Here is a 14925-nt window from a genome sequence, read left to right on the forward strand (position 1 = left end):
GATTAGGGTGTGAAGAATGGAGCTAAGCGGATTCGAACCGCTGACCCCCTCAATGCCATTGAGGTGCGCTACCAACTGCGCTATAACCCCTTAAAATCCATTATACATAGTCGCTTAATTATTAGTACTTTGTCAAGCTTTTTCTGGAAAATAAATTTTAAATATCTTCTCTGCCACTCAGCACTTACAAAGACACTTGCAACAAATAGGTCATACAGTGCCCCATCAGAAAGTAAACTACTAACATAGCAGCAGCAGCCAGAGCAACCAATGTACCAGCTAACATGAGAGAAAATTCTTTACTCTCGTAGGCTCTTTCCATTAAGTGCAGCGACCACGCTACCAGGGCTACATCAAAAAGTAAAATAGGAAGCAACATATTTCTTAATATTTGTTAATACTTGTAAAATAATATTAACACCCTTTTAAGCAAGTGTGTCTAACCTCAGATGGATGTCATTAAATGCTAAATCGTGGATCAGGAGAGTATTCTTACTGGCACATTGCGATCGCGCAAGTAATTTTTAATTTCTGCTACGCTTAATTGTCCGTAATGTAACAGTGACGCGAGTAATGCGGCTTCAGCTTTGCCTTCAGTTAGGGCAGTGTAGATATGTTCACAATTACCTGCACCGCCAGAAGCAATGACTGGAATTTCTACAGCGTTAGCAATTGCCCGTGTGATCTCGATGTCATACCCTGCTTGGGTTCCATCAGCATCCATACTTGTGACTAGCAGTTCTCCGGCCCCCCGTTTTTCAACTTCTTGTGCCCAAAGTAGGGCATCTAAGCCTGTATTTTCCCTGCCACCCCGCACATACACATCCCAACCTGGATTTTCCGGGTTATTTCTGCGTCTGGCATCAATAGCAACAACTATGCACTGATTACCAAAGCGATCGCTGGCCCGATTAATCAAGTCTGGATCACGCACTGCCGCAGAATTAATACTAACCTTATCTGCGCCGGCTCGTAACAAAGCTTTAACATTTTCTAAGGATTGAATGCCACCACCCACAGTCAATGGAATAAAGACCTGTTCAGCAGTCCGGTAGACCACATCTAAAATTGTAGCTCGGTCTTCATGAGTAGCTGTAATATCCAGAAATACTAACTCATCAGCACCGGCTTCGTTGTAAACCTTTGCCAGCTCTACCGGATCGCCTGCATCTTGGAGATTAACAAAGTTAACTCCTTTTACAACCCGTCCCGCCTTCACATCTAAGCACGGTAAGATTCTTTTAGATAACATAATAACTTTTGTACTTCTGGGTAAATGACCGGAATTTAAATTTTAAATTGGCGCGGGTATTCTCAAACGAAAATTTTCACGGTATTAGGTATGGGGAATGGTGAAGAGGACAAGGGGACAAGGAGAATTGGGGACAAGGGTCTAACTTTTGTCACCCTTGCTCCCCTGCCCCTCTGCCTCCCCTGCTCCCCTGCCTCCCTCACTCCCTAGTCCCTTAAAAATAGATAGCTGAATTATGGCGATAATCTCCTCGAAAAAACAGCCTCCAGAACCCAACGGAGAACCAAAGCAACGTCGAGAGTCGGCGAAAGCACCATCCACAGAAAATATTTTGAAGCCTGAAGCTGCTATTGATGAGCAAGAACAGCAAGAAGAAGGTATTCGGCCACACCGATTTGCTGATTACATTGGGCAAAAAGATTTAAAGGATGTGCTAGATATTGCCATTAAAGCAGCTAAGTCTCGTGGTGAGGTACTGGATCACTTGCTGCTGTATGGGCCGCCAGGATTGGGCAAAACCACAATGGCAATGATTTTAGCATCGGAAATGGGGGTAAATTACAAAATTACCAGTGCGCCAGCCTTAGAACGTCCACGAGATATTGTTGGGCTACTAGTGAACCTCAAGCCAGGGGATATCTTATTTGTGGATGAAATTCATCGCCTCTCGCGGATGACGGAGGAAATTCTCTATCCAGCAATGGAAGATTATCGCTTAGATATTACTATTGGTAAGGGTTCCAGCGCTCGGATCAGAAGTTTGCCGCTGTCAAAGTTTACCTTAGTGGGAGCTACAACCCGTGTGGGTGCTTTAACTTCACCACTACGCGATCGCTTCGGTTTGATTCAAAAACTGCGATTTTACGAAGTTGACGAACTGACTAAAATTGTACTGCGAACCGCTCAATTACTCAAAACCCCTGTTACAGAAGATGGTGCCACAGAAATTGCCCGTCGCTCACGCGGAACGCCACGGATTGCTAATAGGTTACTGAAGCGGGTGCGTGATTATGCGGAAGTAAAAATGTCTGGGGAGATTAATGAAAACATTGCATCCGAGGCATTGCAACTATTCCAAGTAGATCCTTGTGGTTTAGATTGGACAGATCGCCAGATGCTGAGTGTAATAATTGAACAATTTAATGGCGGGCCAGTGGGGTTAGAAACAATGGCAGCAGCGACAGGTGAAGATACTCAAACAATTGAAGAAGTATACGAACCTTACCTGATGCAGATTGGGTATTTAACTAGAACTCATCGTGGCAGAATGGCGACAAAGGCAGCATATAAGCATTTGGGATTCACGCCGCCTAATGAACAGTTGTCATTATTGTAATTATAGGAAATTGGGCATTGGGCATTGGGCATTGATACTCGTAAATGATGAGTCTTTGAACTCCATTAAAGAGGCTTTGAACTCCATTCCTCTGCCCCATGCCCCATGCTCAATGACAAATGACAAATTACAAATTAGGTAAACCTAGATGATTAAGTTGATTGGTATTTTTCTCAGTCTGTTAATTGTATTTGGCTGGGGTACTCCAGTCATGGCAGAATCTCAAGCGCCCATTACTCAAGAACAGTTAAAGCAAGGCGATGAGTGGGCCAATCAAGCGTTTGTAGCGACGAATCAAGGTGATTTTGCGACGGCTGAAACTTACTGGACAAAGATTATTGAGCAATTTCCAACTAATGCCGGGGCGTGGAGTAACCGGGGAAATTCGCGGGTGAGTCAGAACAAATTGCCAGAGGCATTGGCAGATTATAACAAAGCCATAGAACTAGCGCCGAATGTTACCGATCCTTATTTGAATCGGGGGGCGGCGTTAGAAGGGTTGGGAAAATGGGACGATGCGATCGCAGATTATAATCATGTTTTAGAACTCGATCCTAATGATGCGATGGCGTATAACAATCGCGGTAATGCTACAGCCGGTTTGGGAAAATGGTCAGAGGCGATCGCAGATTACAAAAAATCTAATGAGATAGCCCCGAATTTTGCCTTCGCCCGTGCTAACTACGCCCTTGCTCTTTATGAAACTGGTCAAAAAGAGCAAGCAATCCGCGAAATGCGAAATATCGCTCGTAAATACTCCAAATTTGCTGATGTGCGTGCCGCCCTCACTGCTGCATATTGGGTAAATGGAGAACAGGGTGAAGCCGAAAGCAACTGGGTAGCAGCTTATGGACTTGATAGCCGCTATAAGGATATTGATTGGGTAAAAAATATCCGCCGTTGGCCTCCCAGCCTAGTTACAGCTTTGGATAAGTTCTTGAAAATCCAGTAGGCACTTCTAACTCAGCAATAATTTCTTTTCTTTGCCTATCTACCTGTTTTCTGGTATACATCATTGTAAATAAGCAGAAGCAGGAACTATGACTCATTTTGGACTGATTTGCCCAGCAGCAACTGGTCATCTCAACCCTATGACCACGCTAGGGTACGAACTTAAAAAACGTGGTCATCGTGTCACCCTATTCGGTATACTTGACGCTCAATCTAAGACACTAGCGGCTGGATTAGAATTTTGGGCAATTGGCGAGTCTGAGTTTCCCCGTGGAGTGATGGCGCAATTGTTTGGTCAATTAGGAGAACTTAGTGGATTAGCTGCCCTGCGGTATACGATAGCTTGGATACAGAACATGGCAGCTATGTTTCTTAGGGAAGCTCCACAAGCCCTTAAAGAAGCTGGGGTAGAGGCACTGCTAGTAGACCAGGTTTCACCCGAAGGAGGAACAATTGCAGAGTTCTTAGGCATCCCCTTTGTCAGCGTGTGCAACGCCATGATGATTAATCGGGATCTCAGCGTTCCACCTTTTAACACATCTTGGAGCTATAGCTCTACCTGGTGGGCATTGTTACGCAACAGAGCAGGTTATGAGTTGTTAAACTATGTTAGGCAACCAATCCGGGAGGTCATAGATGAATATCGGCGAGAATGGAAGTTAGCCCCTCATTTTGGTGTCAACGACTACTATTCTCAACTAGCTCAGATCAGCCAACAGCCTGCCGAGTTGGAATTTCCAAGGAAGAATTTACCCAAAAGTTTCCATTTCACAGGGCCATACCATAACACAGTCACTAGGGAACCCGTATCTTTCCCCTTTGAAAATTTGACTGGGCAACCGTTAATTTACGCTTCAATGGGAACTGTACAAAATCGCCTATTGAAAATTTTCAAATTTTTTGCCGAAGCTTGTCAAGAGTTAGATGCTCAATTAGTTATTTCTTTAGGTGGTTCTGCAACTCCAGAGTCTCTGCAAGGGCTGCCCGGAAATCCGCTGGTTGTTGGTTATGCACCCCAACTGGAATTGCTGCAAAAAGCTACTCTCACCGTTACCCATGCTGGCATGAATACCACTTTGGAATCTTTGAGTAATGCGGTGCCGATGGTGGCAATACCAATTACCAACGATCAACCAGGTGTAGCAGCACGTTTAGTTTGGGCTGGTGCTGGTGAAATGATTCCCCTAGCTCGATTGAATGTTCCCCGATTGCGAACTGCTATAGAAAAGGTGCTAACGGAAGATTCATATAAGAAGAATGCAGTTAGGTTACAACAGGCGATTCAAAAAGCAGGAGGGGTTGGTCGGGCCGCTGATATTATTGAACAAGTAATATTTACAGGAAAGCCTGTCTTAGCTTAAACATGGCAATGAATAGCTTTCATGTGGGCAGGATGATCTATTCTGTAGCTGATGGCCATTTAATTCCAATTTCCAGAACGGATTTTCTGGACATCTTGAAAAAGAGCCGACTTAAATTCAAATCCTAGTAACTGTTTTAGTTTAGGGCTGGCACGATCTAAAATCTCCTGCTGCATATCATACAAAGGGTTTTCGAGGGGACGAACATACTTAGGAGCATAGTTACCAAGGATTGAAACTCTTGGCTGGTCAGTAGAATTAACAGAGGTATCATGCCAACAAAGACCGTGGGAGATCACCACAGAACCAGCCTTGCCAGTTACTTTCTCACCCGTTTTTGAAAATTGCACTAAGTCAGGTGGGCTGCAAAGCTTCTGACTATCTGGAGCAAAAATAGGGGCACCATTCTCCTGCGTGAAATCTTCAACCAGCCAAATTACTTGAATCTCCATCACAGGATAAGCTGGAAATGGCGGCTTCATAGTCCAATAAGGATAGTCTACGTGTACCCCCATATTTATTGCACCAGGGTTGAGGATATGAGCCGAAAAACCACCGAGAGTTACATCACTACCCAAAATGGCTTCAATGACTGCGATCACTGTTGGATGCTGCACCATCAACTCGAAAATTTCGCCTTTGTAGATTAAGCCATAGACTCGTTCTCTTTGGTCGTCAAGCAAAACTTTTCCTTGCAGTTTCTCCTTCTCGGCTAGTTGGAGAACAAGCGATCGCGCTTCCAGTGCCTGTGTCATATTTAACACTTCAGGAATCAGGACATAACCTTTTCCTGTAATAATTTCATCTACTAGATTTGCAACATCTTTCATGGTAAATGCCTCCCTGGCGATCGCATTCTCAAACTTTCTAAACCAAACTAGTTTCCCGAACTGCCTGATTTTGCTCACGCTTCCCGGTAACAATCATCTGTACACCTCCTCCTGGCCCCAATAGCGCCCCCTTCCGCGCTGGCTGCACTGGTTTGCTATCAGCTAATTCCATCTGCCAGTGAGATAGCACTGTTGCCAAAACTACCTTCATCTCAAACACTGCAAATGCCATACCAATACAGCGACGGTTCCCGCCACCAAAAGGTAAATATTCAGAAGGGGTAAATTGCCGTTCTAGAAAACGCTCTGGTTTAAATTGCTTCGACTGCGGATATAAATCTTCTCGATGATGGGTTAAATAAATGCAAGGAATTACCAGAGTACCAGGATTCAACTGATAACCCATGATTTCTAAAGGAGATTTAACCAAGCGATTTAATGCCAACATTGCCACTGGATATAAACGCAGAGTTTCTGAACAAACAGCACTCAAATAGGGCAAGCGTAAAATAGCATTTGGGTCGGGGTCTTTACCCAAGCTATCTATTTCTTGCAGTAGTTTTTCACGCACCTGTGGCAAATGGTGAATCCAATACAAAGCCCATGTTAAGGAAGTCGCCGTTGTCTCGTGACCAGCCACCAAGAGGGTAATTAACTCATCGCGTAACTCTACATCCGTCATTGACTGCCCATCTTCATCACGAGTTGCCATCATCAAAGATAGGATATCAGTTCGAGATGGGTCAGGTTGCTGTTTGCGTTCTTGAATCTCAGCATATATAAGTTCATCAATTTGCTCTCGGAAATTCAGAAATTTTCCCCAAGGACTCCAAGAACCTAAATCTCGTTGCAGTGATGGGAAAAGAAACATCATTGCTGTAACGAAAGGTTGCTTGGGATTCAGGATTTCCAGTAGCACTTCCTTGAGTTTTTCATAACGTGGCCCATCTACTAGACCAAATACAGCTCTCAAAATCACCTCTAAGGAGATTTCTTGCATAGATGGCAACACTGCAAAGGATTCCCCAATTTGCCATTGACTAATTACTTTCTCTGTGATGTCACGGGTTAACTGACCATAAGCCAGCATTCTTTCTCCATGTAAAGGAGGTGTCAACAACTTTCGTTGGCGTTGGTGAGGCTTACCTTCTAAAGCTAGTAGTGATTGATCTCCTAACAAAGGCGCTTTAATACCCGCCGACGCACCAGAGTCTAACTGTTTTGGATCTGTGCTAAAAATCTGCTGAATCGCCTGGGGATTGCTAATAAATACTTGAGGACTAAAAACAGGGCCAATCCGAAGAGTGAAGATATCACCATAGCGTTTAGCACAGGCTTCCATGTATTCTAAGGGATTAGTCAGCCACTGATACGTCTGTACCCAGGGGTGAGTTTGAGGGCCATTAGGCAGTTTAAGTGCAGACATTTCTATTAATCTCCCAATGATTAAAGCAAGATTGTTATCAGTCAGTCATTTATGCACCCGTAGCTTGATTTATCTTAGACCACAGATTGGGCAGATGAACTTACCAAATCTTGAATCTGCCTTGGGGTTAATTCCTGCACATTACGCAAAACTACCGCTGCTCCTGCTGCTATTAGTGTCTCAGCATAAGCATCACTACGCGGTGCTGTTTCCTGGACGTGGGGCGGTAAAACCCCTACTCCAATCCAAGGACGAGCAGAATCTAAACGCCGCGCTTTCTCGACGGTATACATATCTGCTACCGTATCTCCCACATAAACTACAGCTAATCTTTCCTCAATTTCATTATCTAACTCACGAACTGTGGCGAAAAGTCCAGTAGGGTCAGGTTTACCTGGTGCATCTTCCATCGCAATCAACACTGGAGATTCCAAGCCCAGGCGTTTTTCTAATACATAGTTAGCAGAAGCACGAGTTGCACCGCTAAAAAATCCCCAAGCAATCCCCGCTTGGGTAAGTTGTTCTAAGTAGCTAGGTTGTAATAATAAAGGTTCATTACAGATATACCCAGTAAAATTATTTGGGTCTGAGCCACGATAACGTGATTGAAAAAAAGCAACGATCGCACTGTAATCTAGTTGCAGTTGTTCGCGGCTCTGTTTTTGGGTTTCAAAGTAGCGGTAAATTAATTCCTGCGACGCTTCCCAGTCGTTATTCCACACCCCTTCAGACTTCAGCTGGTCAATATCCAGTGGGGTTGGCCGATATGCTTGGGTAGTAAAATATTCTACGGTATCTGCGATCGCCCGGCGATAGGAACCGCTAACATCGCGCACAACGCCATCAATATCGAAAATAATGATCGCCTTTGTAGAAGTTTGTGGAGTCATGAGGTAGGAAGCAAAAGGGTTTTAAATCATCATAAAACGTGAGATTATGACTCAGGTAAAAAATCGGGGTCGAGGGCTTGCTCTGGGGTGAAGGGAGATTGTTCGGGGAAGGTAGCGATGGCTAATCCAGTTTCTATTACAGCCAGTCGTCTAGCAGTTTCATAGCTTTCATCGAAAACCTGATCAAAGTGAGGCTTTAAACTCGGACTTTCCTTGAGTGCCTTTTGGATTCGCCTGCGGTGTTCCAAAATTGTGTACTGCCAACTTTTTGAGCGCCTTTCAGTTTGAATCTGATATTTCAGCAGATGCATCAGCAACACTTCCAGATTGCTTTCCAATGCCCGCTTTTCACTCCTGCCCATTGTTTCAATTTCATCAATCAAATTCTCTAAATCTAGTTCTGTGAGCCGACCTTGCTTGAGTAGTTCTGCTGTGGTTTGAATCCACAGGTAAAAGTCTTGCTCATACAAATCTGAACCAGATGTTGTTTGAGATTGGGGCAGTTTGGCAGTCATAAGCCTCTTTAGTTAGCGCCGACTACACCTTATGCTAGCCCAATCTCATCGCAGTTTGGTCATTTGATAGAGTATTGCGTTAAAATAAGCGATCGCTATCCTAGTTAAGTAATGCCCGGAAATTCCCGGAGGTGTGATTGACCAAGTTTATTTTGAAAATTTTGTGGTTAGACGAAAACGTTGCTCTAGCAGTCGATCAAGTTGTAGGCAAAGGCACCAGTCCTTTGACTAAGTACTTCTTTTGGCCCAGAAATGATGCCTGGGAAGAGTTAAAAAAGGAACTCGAATCCAAACATTGGATTACTGACCTGGATCGTGTTGAGTTGCTTAACAAAGCAACAGAAGTGATTAACTACTGGCAAGAGGAAGGCAGAAACCGTCCAATGGCAGAAGCTCAGTTGAAATTTCCAGAAGTTGCCTTTACAGGTAGCGCTTGATATTACAAAATTAGCTATTGTCCTGTTCTACAAGCTGCCACAGTTTGATAGTCTTGTCCCGGCTGCCGCTTGCAATTAATTGTGTAACTTTGCTCACAGCAACAGCAGATACTGTGTCTACATGACCAGAGAGAGTAACAATCTCTTCTGCTGTGCTTACCCTCCAAAGTTTAACTGTTTTGTCGCAACTTGCACTTAGGAGCGTTTCACCATCGGCAGTAAAAGCCACAGCCACCACAGACCAAGAATGGCCTACAAGTGTGCAAATTAGCTGACCCGTGTTTACCTCCCACAATTTAATAGTGTTATCATCACTACCCGTCGCCAAAATTTTCCCATCGGGACTAAAAGCGACTGTCAAAACCGCCCATGCATGACCCGAAAGGGTGCTTAACAAGCTATAGCATGGGCGGTTTTGAACAAGAGGCAAGGGGGCAGGGGGCAGGGGGAAAGGGGTAATGTCCTGCGCCCCTTGTGGATAGTCTTTTAACTCAGCACTATTCATATCCCCCTGCCCCCTGCTCCCTGCTCCCCTGCCTCTTGTTGGTATCTGCCACAAGCGAATTGTTCTGTCATAACTAGCGCTGGCTAAAAGCTGTCCTTGGGGACTAAATGCTACTGAATTTACCTGTAATTGGTGTCCAGTTATGGTGCAAATTTCTTTGCCAGTATTTACATCCCAGAGTTTGATTGTCTTATCCCAGCTACCACTAGCGAGAATCTGCCCATCTGGACTAAAAGCAACTGATTTCACCGCGTGTGAATGTCCCAAGAGCGTGCAGATTTCTTTTAATGTCTCAACCTGCCACAATTTGATAGTTTTATCATCGCTAGCAGTTGCCAGAATTTTTCCATCAGGATTGAAGGCAACTGATTTTACAGCTTGGGAATGTCCTGATAAGCTGGCTAGGACTTTTTGGGTATTTAAATCCCACAACTTGATGTTTTTGTCATCACTACCACTGGCTAAAGTGTGACTGTCAGGGCTAATGGCAATGGTATTCACCCTACTCAACACACCAGAATCTCCACTCAGAGTATACAAACATTGCCAAAGAGGATTTGGTAATTTAAAATTTTGAGTTTTATATTCGATACCAATTGCTTGCATAACTGCATCAGCCGATGGAAAGCGGCGGTTCACAGCATTTTGCAGGAGCTTATCGAGAATTTCCGCCAAGCGATTGCTTACCTTAGTAGAAAGATATTGTTGCCAAACCCAGCAATCATTTGCAATATCAAATAAATCAAAGGGAGAAATTTGGGTAAGTAAGTAAATACAAGTTACACCCAAGCTATATAAATCACTCGCAAAAACCGCTTTTCCTCTTGTTTGTTCTGGTGCAGCATATTCTGGACTGCCGATACTGGTTTCAGATGATAGCCGATCAATTTCTGCAACGATTTTCGTAGTGCTAAAATCAACTATGAAAAAATCCCCCTTCTTGGTAATTGGGGATCTACGGATGATATTTTGGGGTTTGATATCGCGGTGGATAATGTTGCGATCGCTAATAAACTGCAAAACTGGCAACACATCTTCTAAAAGTTGCCAAATCTGAGTTTCATTAAAAGCACCTTCTTCTTCAACCACTTGAGCTAAATTAGTGCCTGCAATAAACTCCTGCACTAAATAAAAATGCCCGTTCTGCTGAAAATAATTTAATAAGGCAGGAATTTGCGGATGCTTTCCTAATTCTTCTAGCTGTTGCGCCTTCTGCTGAAAAGTTTTAGATGTTTCGGATTCCAGCAATAATTCTTGAACAACGCAAGGAACAGGAGGAAACTGACCTTCATCTACAGCTAGGAAGGTTTTACAGAATCCCCCTTTACTAATCTGCTTGAGTAAACGATAACGTTCTTGTAAAAGCAAAATTTCCCTACCTACAAGGTGGGCATTTTGCCCACAATTAAGATACTACTGTTTGTTTTTTGTCAGGGCACAACAATGTTATGCCCCGCTCTCATGTTCCTGATGTTACTTATCCCCCGGAAAATTCACAACTATCGGTGGATAACCGTTTTCTGAGGTTGATTGTGCTTTGTTAACTACTGGTTGTGGATGCAAAGGTGTTGGTGTCAATTCACCCTTACCAGTTTGATTCCATAAAATCATGGATAGTAGCCCATCCACTAAGCCGTTATTGCTACCGTTACTACCAACTAAGACATCTGGAATTAAGCGGACATTGCGATCACCGATAATCTGCATCAGTTGCATTGCTGTATAACCTTGTGGCCCCAAAGCTTCCACACCAGCGCGATAGGTTTCAGCTTTGGCATTACCTGTGGCTCGGATACCTTCAGCCTCAGCAATTGCCCGGAGTTTTGTACCTTCAGCTTCACCGTTCGCCTGCTTAATTTGGGCTTGAGCTTTCAAGTCAGCAATATGCACACTTTGCTCCGATTTCACCATTTCTTGCTGAATATTAGCCAGCGCTGTTTCCCGGACAAGCTGCTGTCGTTGGGTTTGCGCCATTTGCTGGACTTCATAAGTCTTGCGTTCTTCTTCGGCAATTTTCCGGTCTGTCTGTGTCTGCATTAACGATGCTGGTGGCTGAATATCACCGATGAGGGTGTCGATCGCTTGTACGTCATAAGCCCGTAATGCTGTTTTAATATACTCAGCAGCCTCAGCTTGTCGTTCGCTTCGAGCAGTCAGAAAGTCTAGTACAGTATAATCTTGGGCTGAGTTGCGGAAATAATTCCCAATGGTCGGTTCTAATACATGGTCTACCAGATTTTGCATGGCACCAACGCGAGAAATTACCTTCGGAGCATCTAAAGCACCGACATGGATAATTTGCGCTACTTCCAAATCAAAGGCAAACCCATCACGCGATCGCACTGTTAAAGAAGCCAGTTTAGCATCATAACTATGGCGTTCAGTCCGACCTGACCAGTTTAAGACGATGTTAGTCGTTGGCACTAGTTCAATCTTCATAATCCGGGAATTAATCGGGTGCTTACCAGGATATAGCGGTTCGACCCACACACCTTTGTGTCCCTGATTCACCAAATTACCGTGGGTGAAAGCTGCACCGCTAACATCTTGATGGGCCTTACCCACGAAAGAAATCACTACACCCACATATCCAATGGGAATTTCGGTCATCGGCACTTGTTCAACCTGGACAAACCAAGGATTCAAGTTCCAAGAACCAGAAAGTAAAGTTTGCTCTTGTAAACCTCGCCGCCCACCGCCATTAATAAATTTCTGACCATTTTGGAAGTTGTTGTGTTCTTCAATGATGGGGCCTGCGAGTTCACCTGCGGAAATTGGTACACCATCTAAGGTAGTAACGATGCCAACTTTGTCAGATGCCAGACTATACACCCGTAGCTGTTCTGGAGTCATGCCATGAGCGCTGGCATTTGATGCCATGATGACTTTAAACAGGGCAGTATTTATCCGGTACGTACCAGCCGTAAGAAAACCCATTTGCCGCCCTTTTTCGCCGCCTTGGGTGAGGAATTTTCGAGCATCTTGGAAGTTGTCACAACCCACGATTTTCCCCAAAATCCGCTCTGGTGGGTTGGATGCGCCATCTGCTGCCACAATCAAAGCGATTTCCCCTTGGGGAACGACAATTACCGATTCTTTTTTTACAGAATATTGCCAAGGCCAATAGCCCCAATGCCAACCAGGAGCTAAAGTATCTGCCTGCAAGCCAGCTTCGCCGTTGAGGGCAATCAAACTGCCGGCGGGAAGTCCACGCCCGGAAAGGGTAAATTTTCTAACTACAATGCCAACTTCCCGTTCGCCAATCACCACCAGTCCGCCAAAGAATAGGGGGACAAATATGACTAAACCACCAACAAGTAGAATGGGAACCAGTACAACAGGGTCAATTCCAGCAGCTTGATATTGAGTCCTGCTAGTTTGTAACTGAGCAATATTTGGTGTGGTCTGATTTAGCTGGAAAGTCGTTGAAGTAATTTCTTTTGCAGTAATTGTTTTGACAGAAGTAGCATTGGCAGAGTGAATACTACCAGCAAGTGCTAACGTTGCTACAATAGATGCTGCAAAACGAGCTACCTTATTTTGTTTACGAGTACCAAGCAAAGATGAAAGGCTTTTCATAATTTGTGCCCAAAAGGGCAACTAATTAGTTAATTTAACACTCCACCAAAGCTTGCCTCGATTTCTTAAACTTGACGTAATTTTTTTTAAAATTAATAAATAAGGAGTCAAAATTCAGAATTCAGGATTCAGAATACTCTATCTATAAAGAGATGAAGTTTTAGCATCCGTACAGAATTTATACTGTTAGCGGTAGCGGGGCGTTTAGCCCATTCTGGCATCTGACTCCTGAGTTGTTCTTAATAAATATTTTGTAGGTTGGGCAATATCCAACCTACAAAGTGGAAATATAAGCTTAAATTAGACCGAACCGCCAGCAGCTTGAAACCGAGCGCGGGCGCGTTTGAAGGCTTGGGTTGCCTGAATTTGGGCTTGGCGATCGTCTGCGGAAACTTGACTTAGACGTGCTTCTGCTTGGTTGTAAGCAGTACGAGCTTCATCAAGGTTAATTTTGTCGCCACGTTCAGCGCCGTTAACCAGAATTGTCACTTCATTTTCTTCGACTTCGGCAAAGCCACCCAAAAGAGCGATCGCTTCCCAATTCTGATTTTTTGCGCCACGAACTCGCATGACACCAGTATCTAAAGCGGTCAAAAGTGGTGCGTGTCCAGTTAGGATACCTAGTTGACCAGTAGTGCTAGGCAAAACGACTTCTTCAGCTGGGGCATCCCATACTGTTTTATCTGGGGAAATTACACGAACGGTTAATGTCATTTGTCTTTTGTCCTTCGTCCTTCGTCCTTTGTCCTTTGTCTTTTGTAATTGCCATTAGTCATTAGCAGTTGAACTAATGACTAATGACCAATACTTCTCTACGAGAGGCTGCGCCAACGGCTTCGCTCAGTACAAGTGACTAATGACTAACCTTTGATTTTGTCAGCTTTGGCGATCGCTTCGTTAATATCGCCAACCAAGTAGAAAGCCTGTTCTGGTAGAGCATCTAACTCACCAGACAGAATTTTTTGGAACCCTTTGATGGTATCTTCCAACTTCACGTACTTACCAGGAGAACCGGTGAATACTTCTGCCACAAAGAACGGCTGAGACAAGAAACGCTCAACTTTCCGGGCCCGCGCTACGATGAGACGGTCTTCTTCAGACAATTCATCTAGACCTAGAATGGCGATAATGTCTTGGAGTTCTTTATAACGTTGCAGAGTTGATTGCACCGCCCGCGCCGTATTGTAGTGTTCGTCACCGACAATATTGGGTTGGAGCATGGTGGAAGTTGAACCAAGGGGGTCAACTGCGGGATAAATTCCCTTAGCTGCCAAACCACGAGATAGTACTGTGGTTCCGTCCAAGTGGGCGAAGGTGGTAGCAGGTGCGGGGTCGGTGAGGTCATCCGCAGGGACGTACACTGCTTGAATGGAGGTAATCGAACCCTCGGTAGTCGAGGTAATCCGCTCTTGCAGTTCACCTACGTCGGTTCCCAATGTGGGCTGATATCCTACCGCTGAAGGCATCCGACCTAGTAGCGCGGATACTTCCGAACCTGCTTGTACAAACCGGAAAATGTTATCAATAAACAGCAGCACATCCTGCTTGTTTACATCCCGGAAGTATTCTGCTACTGTCAATCCCGATAGACCAACCCGCATTCTGGCTCCGGGTGGTTCGTTCATTTGACCGTAGACTAGAGCAATTTTTGATTCATTGAGGTTGTCTTTGTTGATAACCCCAGATTCAATCATTTCGTTGTAGAGGTCATTGCCTTCACGGGTGCGTTCACCCACGCCAGCAAAAACGGATACTCCACCGTGCTGAGTCGCGATGTTGTTGATCAATTCCATCATGATCACGGTCTTACCAACACCAGCACCGCCGAACAGACCAATCTTAC

The 14925-nt window shown here is 44.5% G+C and carries 14 protein-coding genes and 1 tRNA gene; 4 read left to right on the forward strand and 11 right to left on the reverse strand.

Going from position 1 to position 14925, the window contains the following annotated elements:
* Nucleotides 1-17: 17 nt before the first annotated feature.
* From HWQ44_RS05510 to hisF, 3 genes are all read right to left on the reverse strand, one after another.
* Nucleotides 18-90, reverse strand: a tRNA-Ala gene (locus HWQ44_RS05510).
* Nucleotides 91-184: 94 nt separating this feature from the next.
* Nucleotides 185-379 carry a hypothetical protein gene (locus tag HWQ44_RS05515; RefSeq protein WP_100901219.1) on the reverse strand — a complete coding sequence of 65 codons (195 nt, stop codon included), beginning with the start codon at nt 377-379 and terminating at the stop codon, nt 185-187.
* 99 nt (nt 380-478) lie between these two features.
* The gene (gene hisF, locus HWQ44_RS05520) at nt 479-1252 is read right to left on the reverse strand and encodes an imidazole glycerol phosphate synthase subunit HisF (RefSeq protein ID WP_292715939.1); all 774 of its coding nucleotides are present in this window, start codon (nt 1250-1252) and stop codon (nt 479-481) included.
* 235 nt (nt 1253-1487) lie between these two features.
* Between hisF and ruvB the strand changes: the two genes are divergently transcribed.
* The 3 genes from ruvB (at nt 1488) to HWQ44_RS05535 (ending at nt 4900) form a co-directional block, all read left to right on the forward strand.
* Entirely contained in the window at nt 1488-2588 is a 1101-nt protein-coding gene (gene ruvB / locus HWQ44_RS05525; RefSeq protein ID WP_292715942.1) for a Holliday junction branch migration DNA helicase RuvB, read from the forward strand.
* A 148-nt stretch (nt 2589-2736) separates the two neighbouring features.
* Nucleotides 2737-3540 carry a tetratricopeptide repeat protein gene (locus HWQ44_RS05530; RefSeq protein WP_292715945.1) on the forward strand — a complete coding sequence of 268 codons (804 nt, stop codon included), beginning with the start codon at nt 2737-2739 and terminating at the stop codon, nt 3538-3540.
* Nucleotides 3541-3628: 88 nt separating this feature from the next.
* The gene (locus HWQ44_RS05535) at nt 3629-4900 is read left to right on the forward strand and encodes a glycosyltransferase (RefSeq protein WP_292715948.1); all 1272 of its coding nucleotides are present in this window, start codon (nt 3629-3631) and stop codon (nt 4898-4900) included.
* Nucleotides 4901-4959: 59 nt separating this feature from the next.
* Here the strand turns inward: HWQ44_RS05535 and HWQ44_RS05540 are convergent, their stop codons facing one another.
* The 4 genes from HWQ44_RS05540 to HWQ44_RS05555 form a co-directional block, all read right to left on the reverse strand.
* Nucleotides 4960-5730: a phytanoyl-CoA dioxygenase family protein gene (locus HWQ44_RS05540; RefSeq protein ID WP_292715951.1), complete on the reverse strand. Its 771-nt coding sequence runs from the start codon at nt 5728-5730 to the stop codon at nt 4960-4962.
* A gap of 37 nt (nt 5731-5767) precedes the next feature.
* Complete coding sequence (locus HWQ44_RS05545; protein WP_292715954.1) at nt 5768-7156, reverse strand: cytochrome P450; 1389 nt, start codon at nt 7154-7156, stop codon at nt 5768-5770.
* A 74-nt stretch (nt 7157-7230) separates the two neighbouring features.
* A complete protein-coding gene (locus HWQ44_RS05550) occupies nt 7231-8046 on the reverse strand; it encodes a TIGR01548 family HAD-type hydrolase (protein ID WP_292715957.1) in 816 nt (271 codons plus the stop codon).
* A 44-nt stretch (nt 8047-8090) separates the two neighbouring features.
* Nucleotides 8091-8561, reverse strand: a complete 471-nt coding sequence (locus tag HWQ44_RS05555; protein WP_292715959.1) for a DUF29 domain-containing protein — start codon at nt 8559-8561, stop codon at nt 8091-8093.
* Between the two features lie 137 nt (nt 8562-8698).
* On the opposite strand from HWQ44_RS05555, the gene HWQ44_RS05560 reads away from it, so the two are divergent.
* Nucleotides 8699-8998, forward strand: a complete 300-nt coding sequence (locus HWQ44_RS05560; protein WP_094333099.1) for a 30S ribosomal protein PSRP-3 — start codon at nt 8699-8701, stop codon at nt 8996-8998.
* Nucleotides 8999-9008: 10 nt separating this feature from the next.
* Here HWQ44_RS05560 and HWQ44_RS05565 read toward each other — a convergent pair whose 3' ends face one another.
* The 4 genes from HWQ44_RS05565 to atpD form a co-directional block, all read right to left on the reverse strand.
* Nucleotides 9009-10871, reverse strand: a complete 1863-nt coding sequence (locus tag HWQ44_RS05565) for a serine/threonine-protein kinase (RefSeq protein WP_292715962.1) — start codon at nt 10869-10871, stop codon at nt 9009-9011.
* Between the two features lie 105 nt (nt 10872-10976).
* Nucleotides 10977-13082: a flotillin family protein gene (locus HWQ44_RS05570; RefSeq protein WP_292715965.1), complete on the reverse strand. Its 2106-nt coding sequence runs from the start codon at nt 13080-13082 to the stop codon at nt 10977-10979.
* 300 nt (nt 13083-13382) lie between these two features.
* The gene (gene atpC, locus HWQ44_RS05575; RefSeq protein ID WP_292715968.1) at nt 13383-13796 is read right to left on the reverse strand and encodes an ATP synthase F1 subunit epsilon; all 414 of its coding nucleotides are present in this window, start codon (nt 13794-13796) and stop codon (nt 13383-13385) included.
* 146 nt (nt 13797-13942) lie between these two features.
* Nucleotides 13943-14925: F0F1 ATP synthase subunit beta (gene atpD / locus HWQ44_RS05580; protein ID WP_292715970.1), on the reverse strand; the 983-nt coding region annotated here is incomplete at its 5' end.

This window comes from Nostoc sp. JL34, from assembly GCF_017114945.1.
In the GTDB taxonomy this organism is placed as follows: domain Bacteria; phylum Cyanobacteriota; class Cyanobacteriia; order Cyanobacteriales; family Nostocaceae; genus Nostoc.

Coding starts and splice junctions, on each gene's coding strand:
- hisF (WP_292715939.1), bottom strand. CDS start 1,252: ATGTTATCTAAAAGAATCTTACCGTGCTTAGATGTGAAGGCGGGACGG.
- HWQ44_RS05550 (WP_292715957.1), bottom strand. CDS start 8,046: ATGACTCCACAAACTTCTACAAAGGCGATCATTATTTTCGATATTGAT.
- HWQ44_RS05535 (WP_292715948.1), top strand. CDS start 3,629: ATGACTCATTTTGGACTGATTTGCCCAGCAGCAACTGGTCATCTCAAC.
- HWQ44_RS05570 (WP_292715965.1), bottom strand. CDS start 13,082: ATGAAAAGCCTTTCATCTTTGCTTGGTACTCGTAAACAAAATAAGGTA.
- HWQ44_RS05530 (WP_292715945.1), top strand. CDS start 2,737: ATGATTAAGTTGATTGGTATTTTTCTCAGTCTGTTAATTGTATTTGGC.
- HWQ44_RS05545 (WP_292715954.1), bottom strand. CDS start 7,156: ATGTCTGCACTTAAACTGCCTAATGGCCCTCAAACTCACCCCTGGGTA.
- ruvB (WP_292715942.1), top strand. CDS start 1,488: ATGGCGATAATCTCCTCGAAAAAACAGCCTCCAGAACCCAACGGAGAA.
- atpC (WP_292715968.1), bottom strand. CDS start 13,796: ATGACATTAACCGTTCGTGTAATTTCCCCAGATAAAACAGTATGGGAT.
- HWQ44_RS05515 (WP_100901219.1), bottom strand. CDS start 379: ATGTTGCTTCCTATTTTACTTTTTGATGTAGCCCTGGTAGCGTGGTCG.
- HWQ44_RS05540 (WP_292715951.1), bottom strand. CDS start 5,730: ATGAAAGATGTTGCAAATCTAGTAGATGAAATTATTACAGGAAAAGGT.
- HWQ44_RS05555 (WP_292715959.1), bottom strand. CDS start 8,561: ATGACTGCCAAACTGCCCCAATCTCAAACAACATCTGGTTCAGATTTG.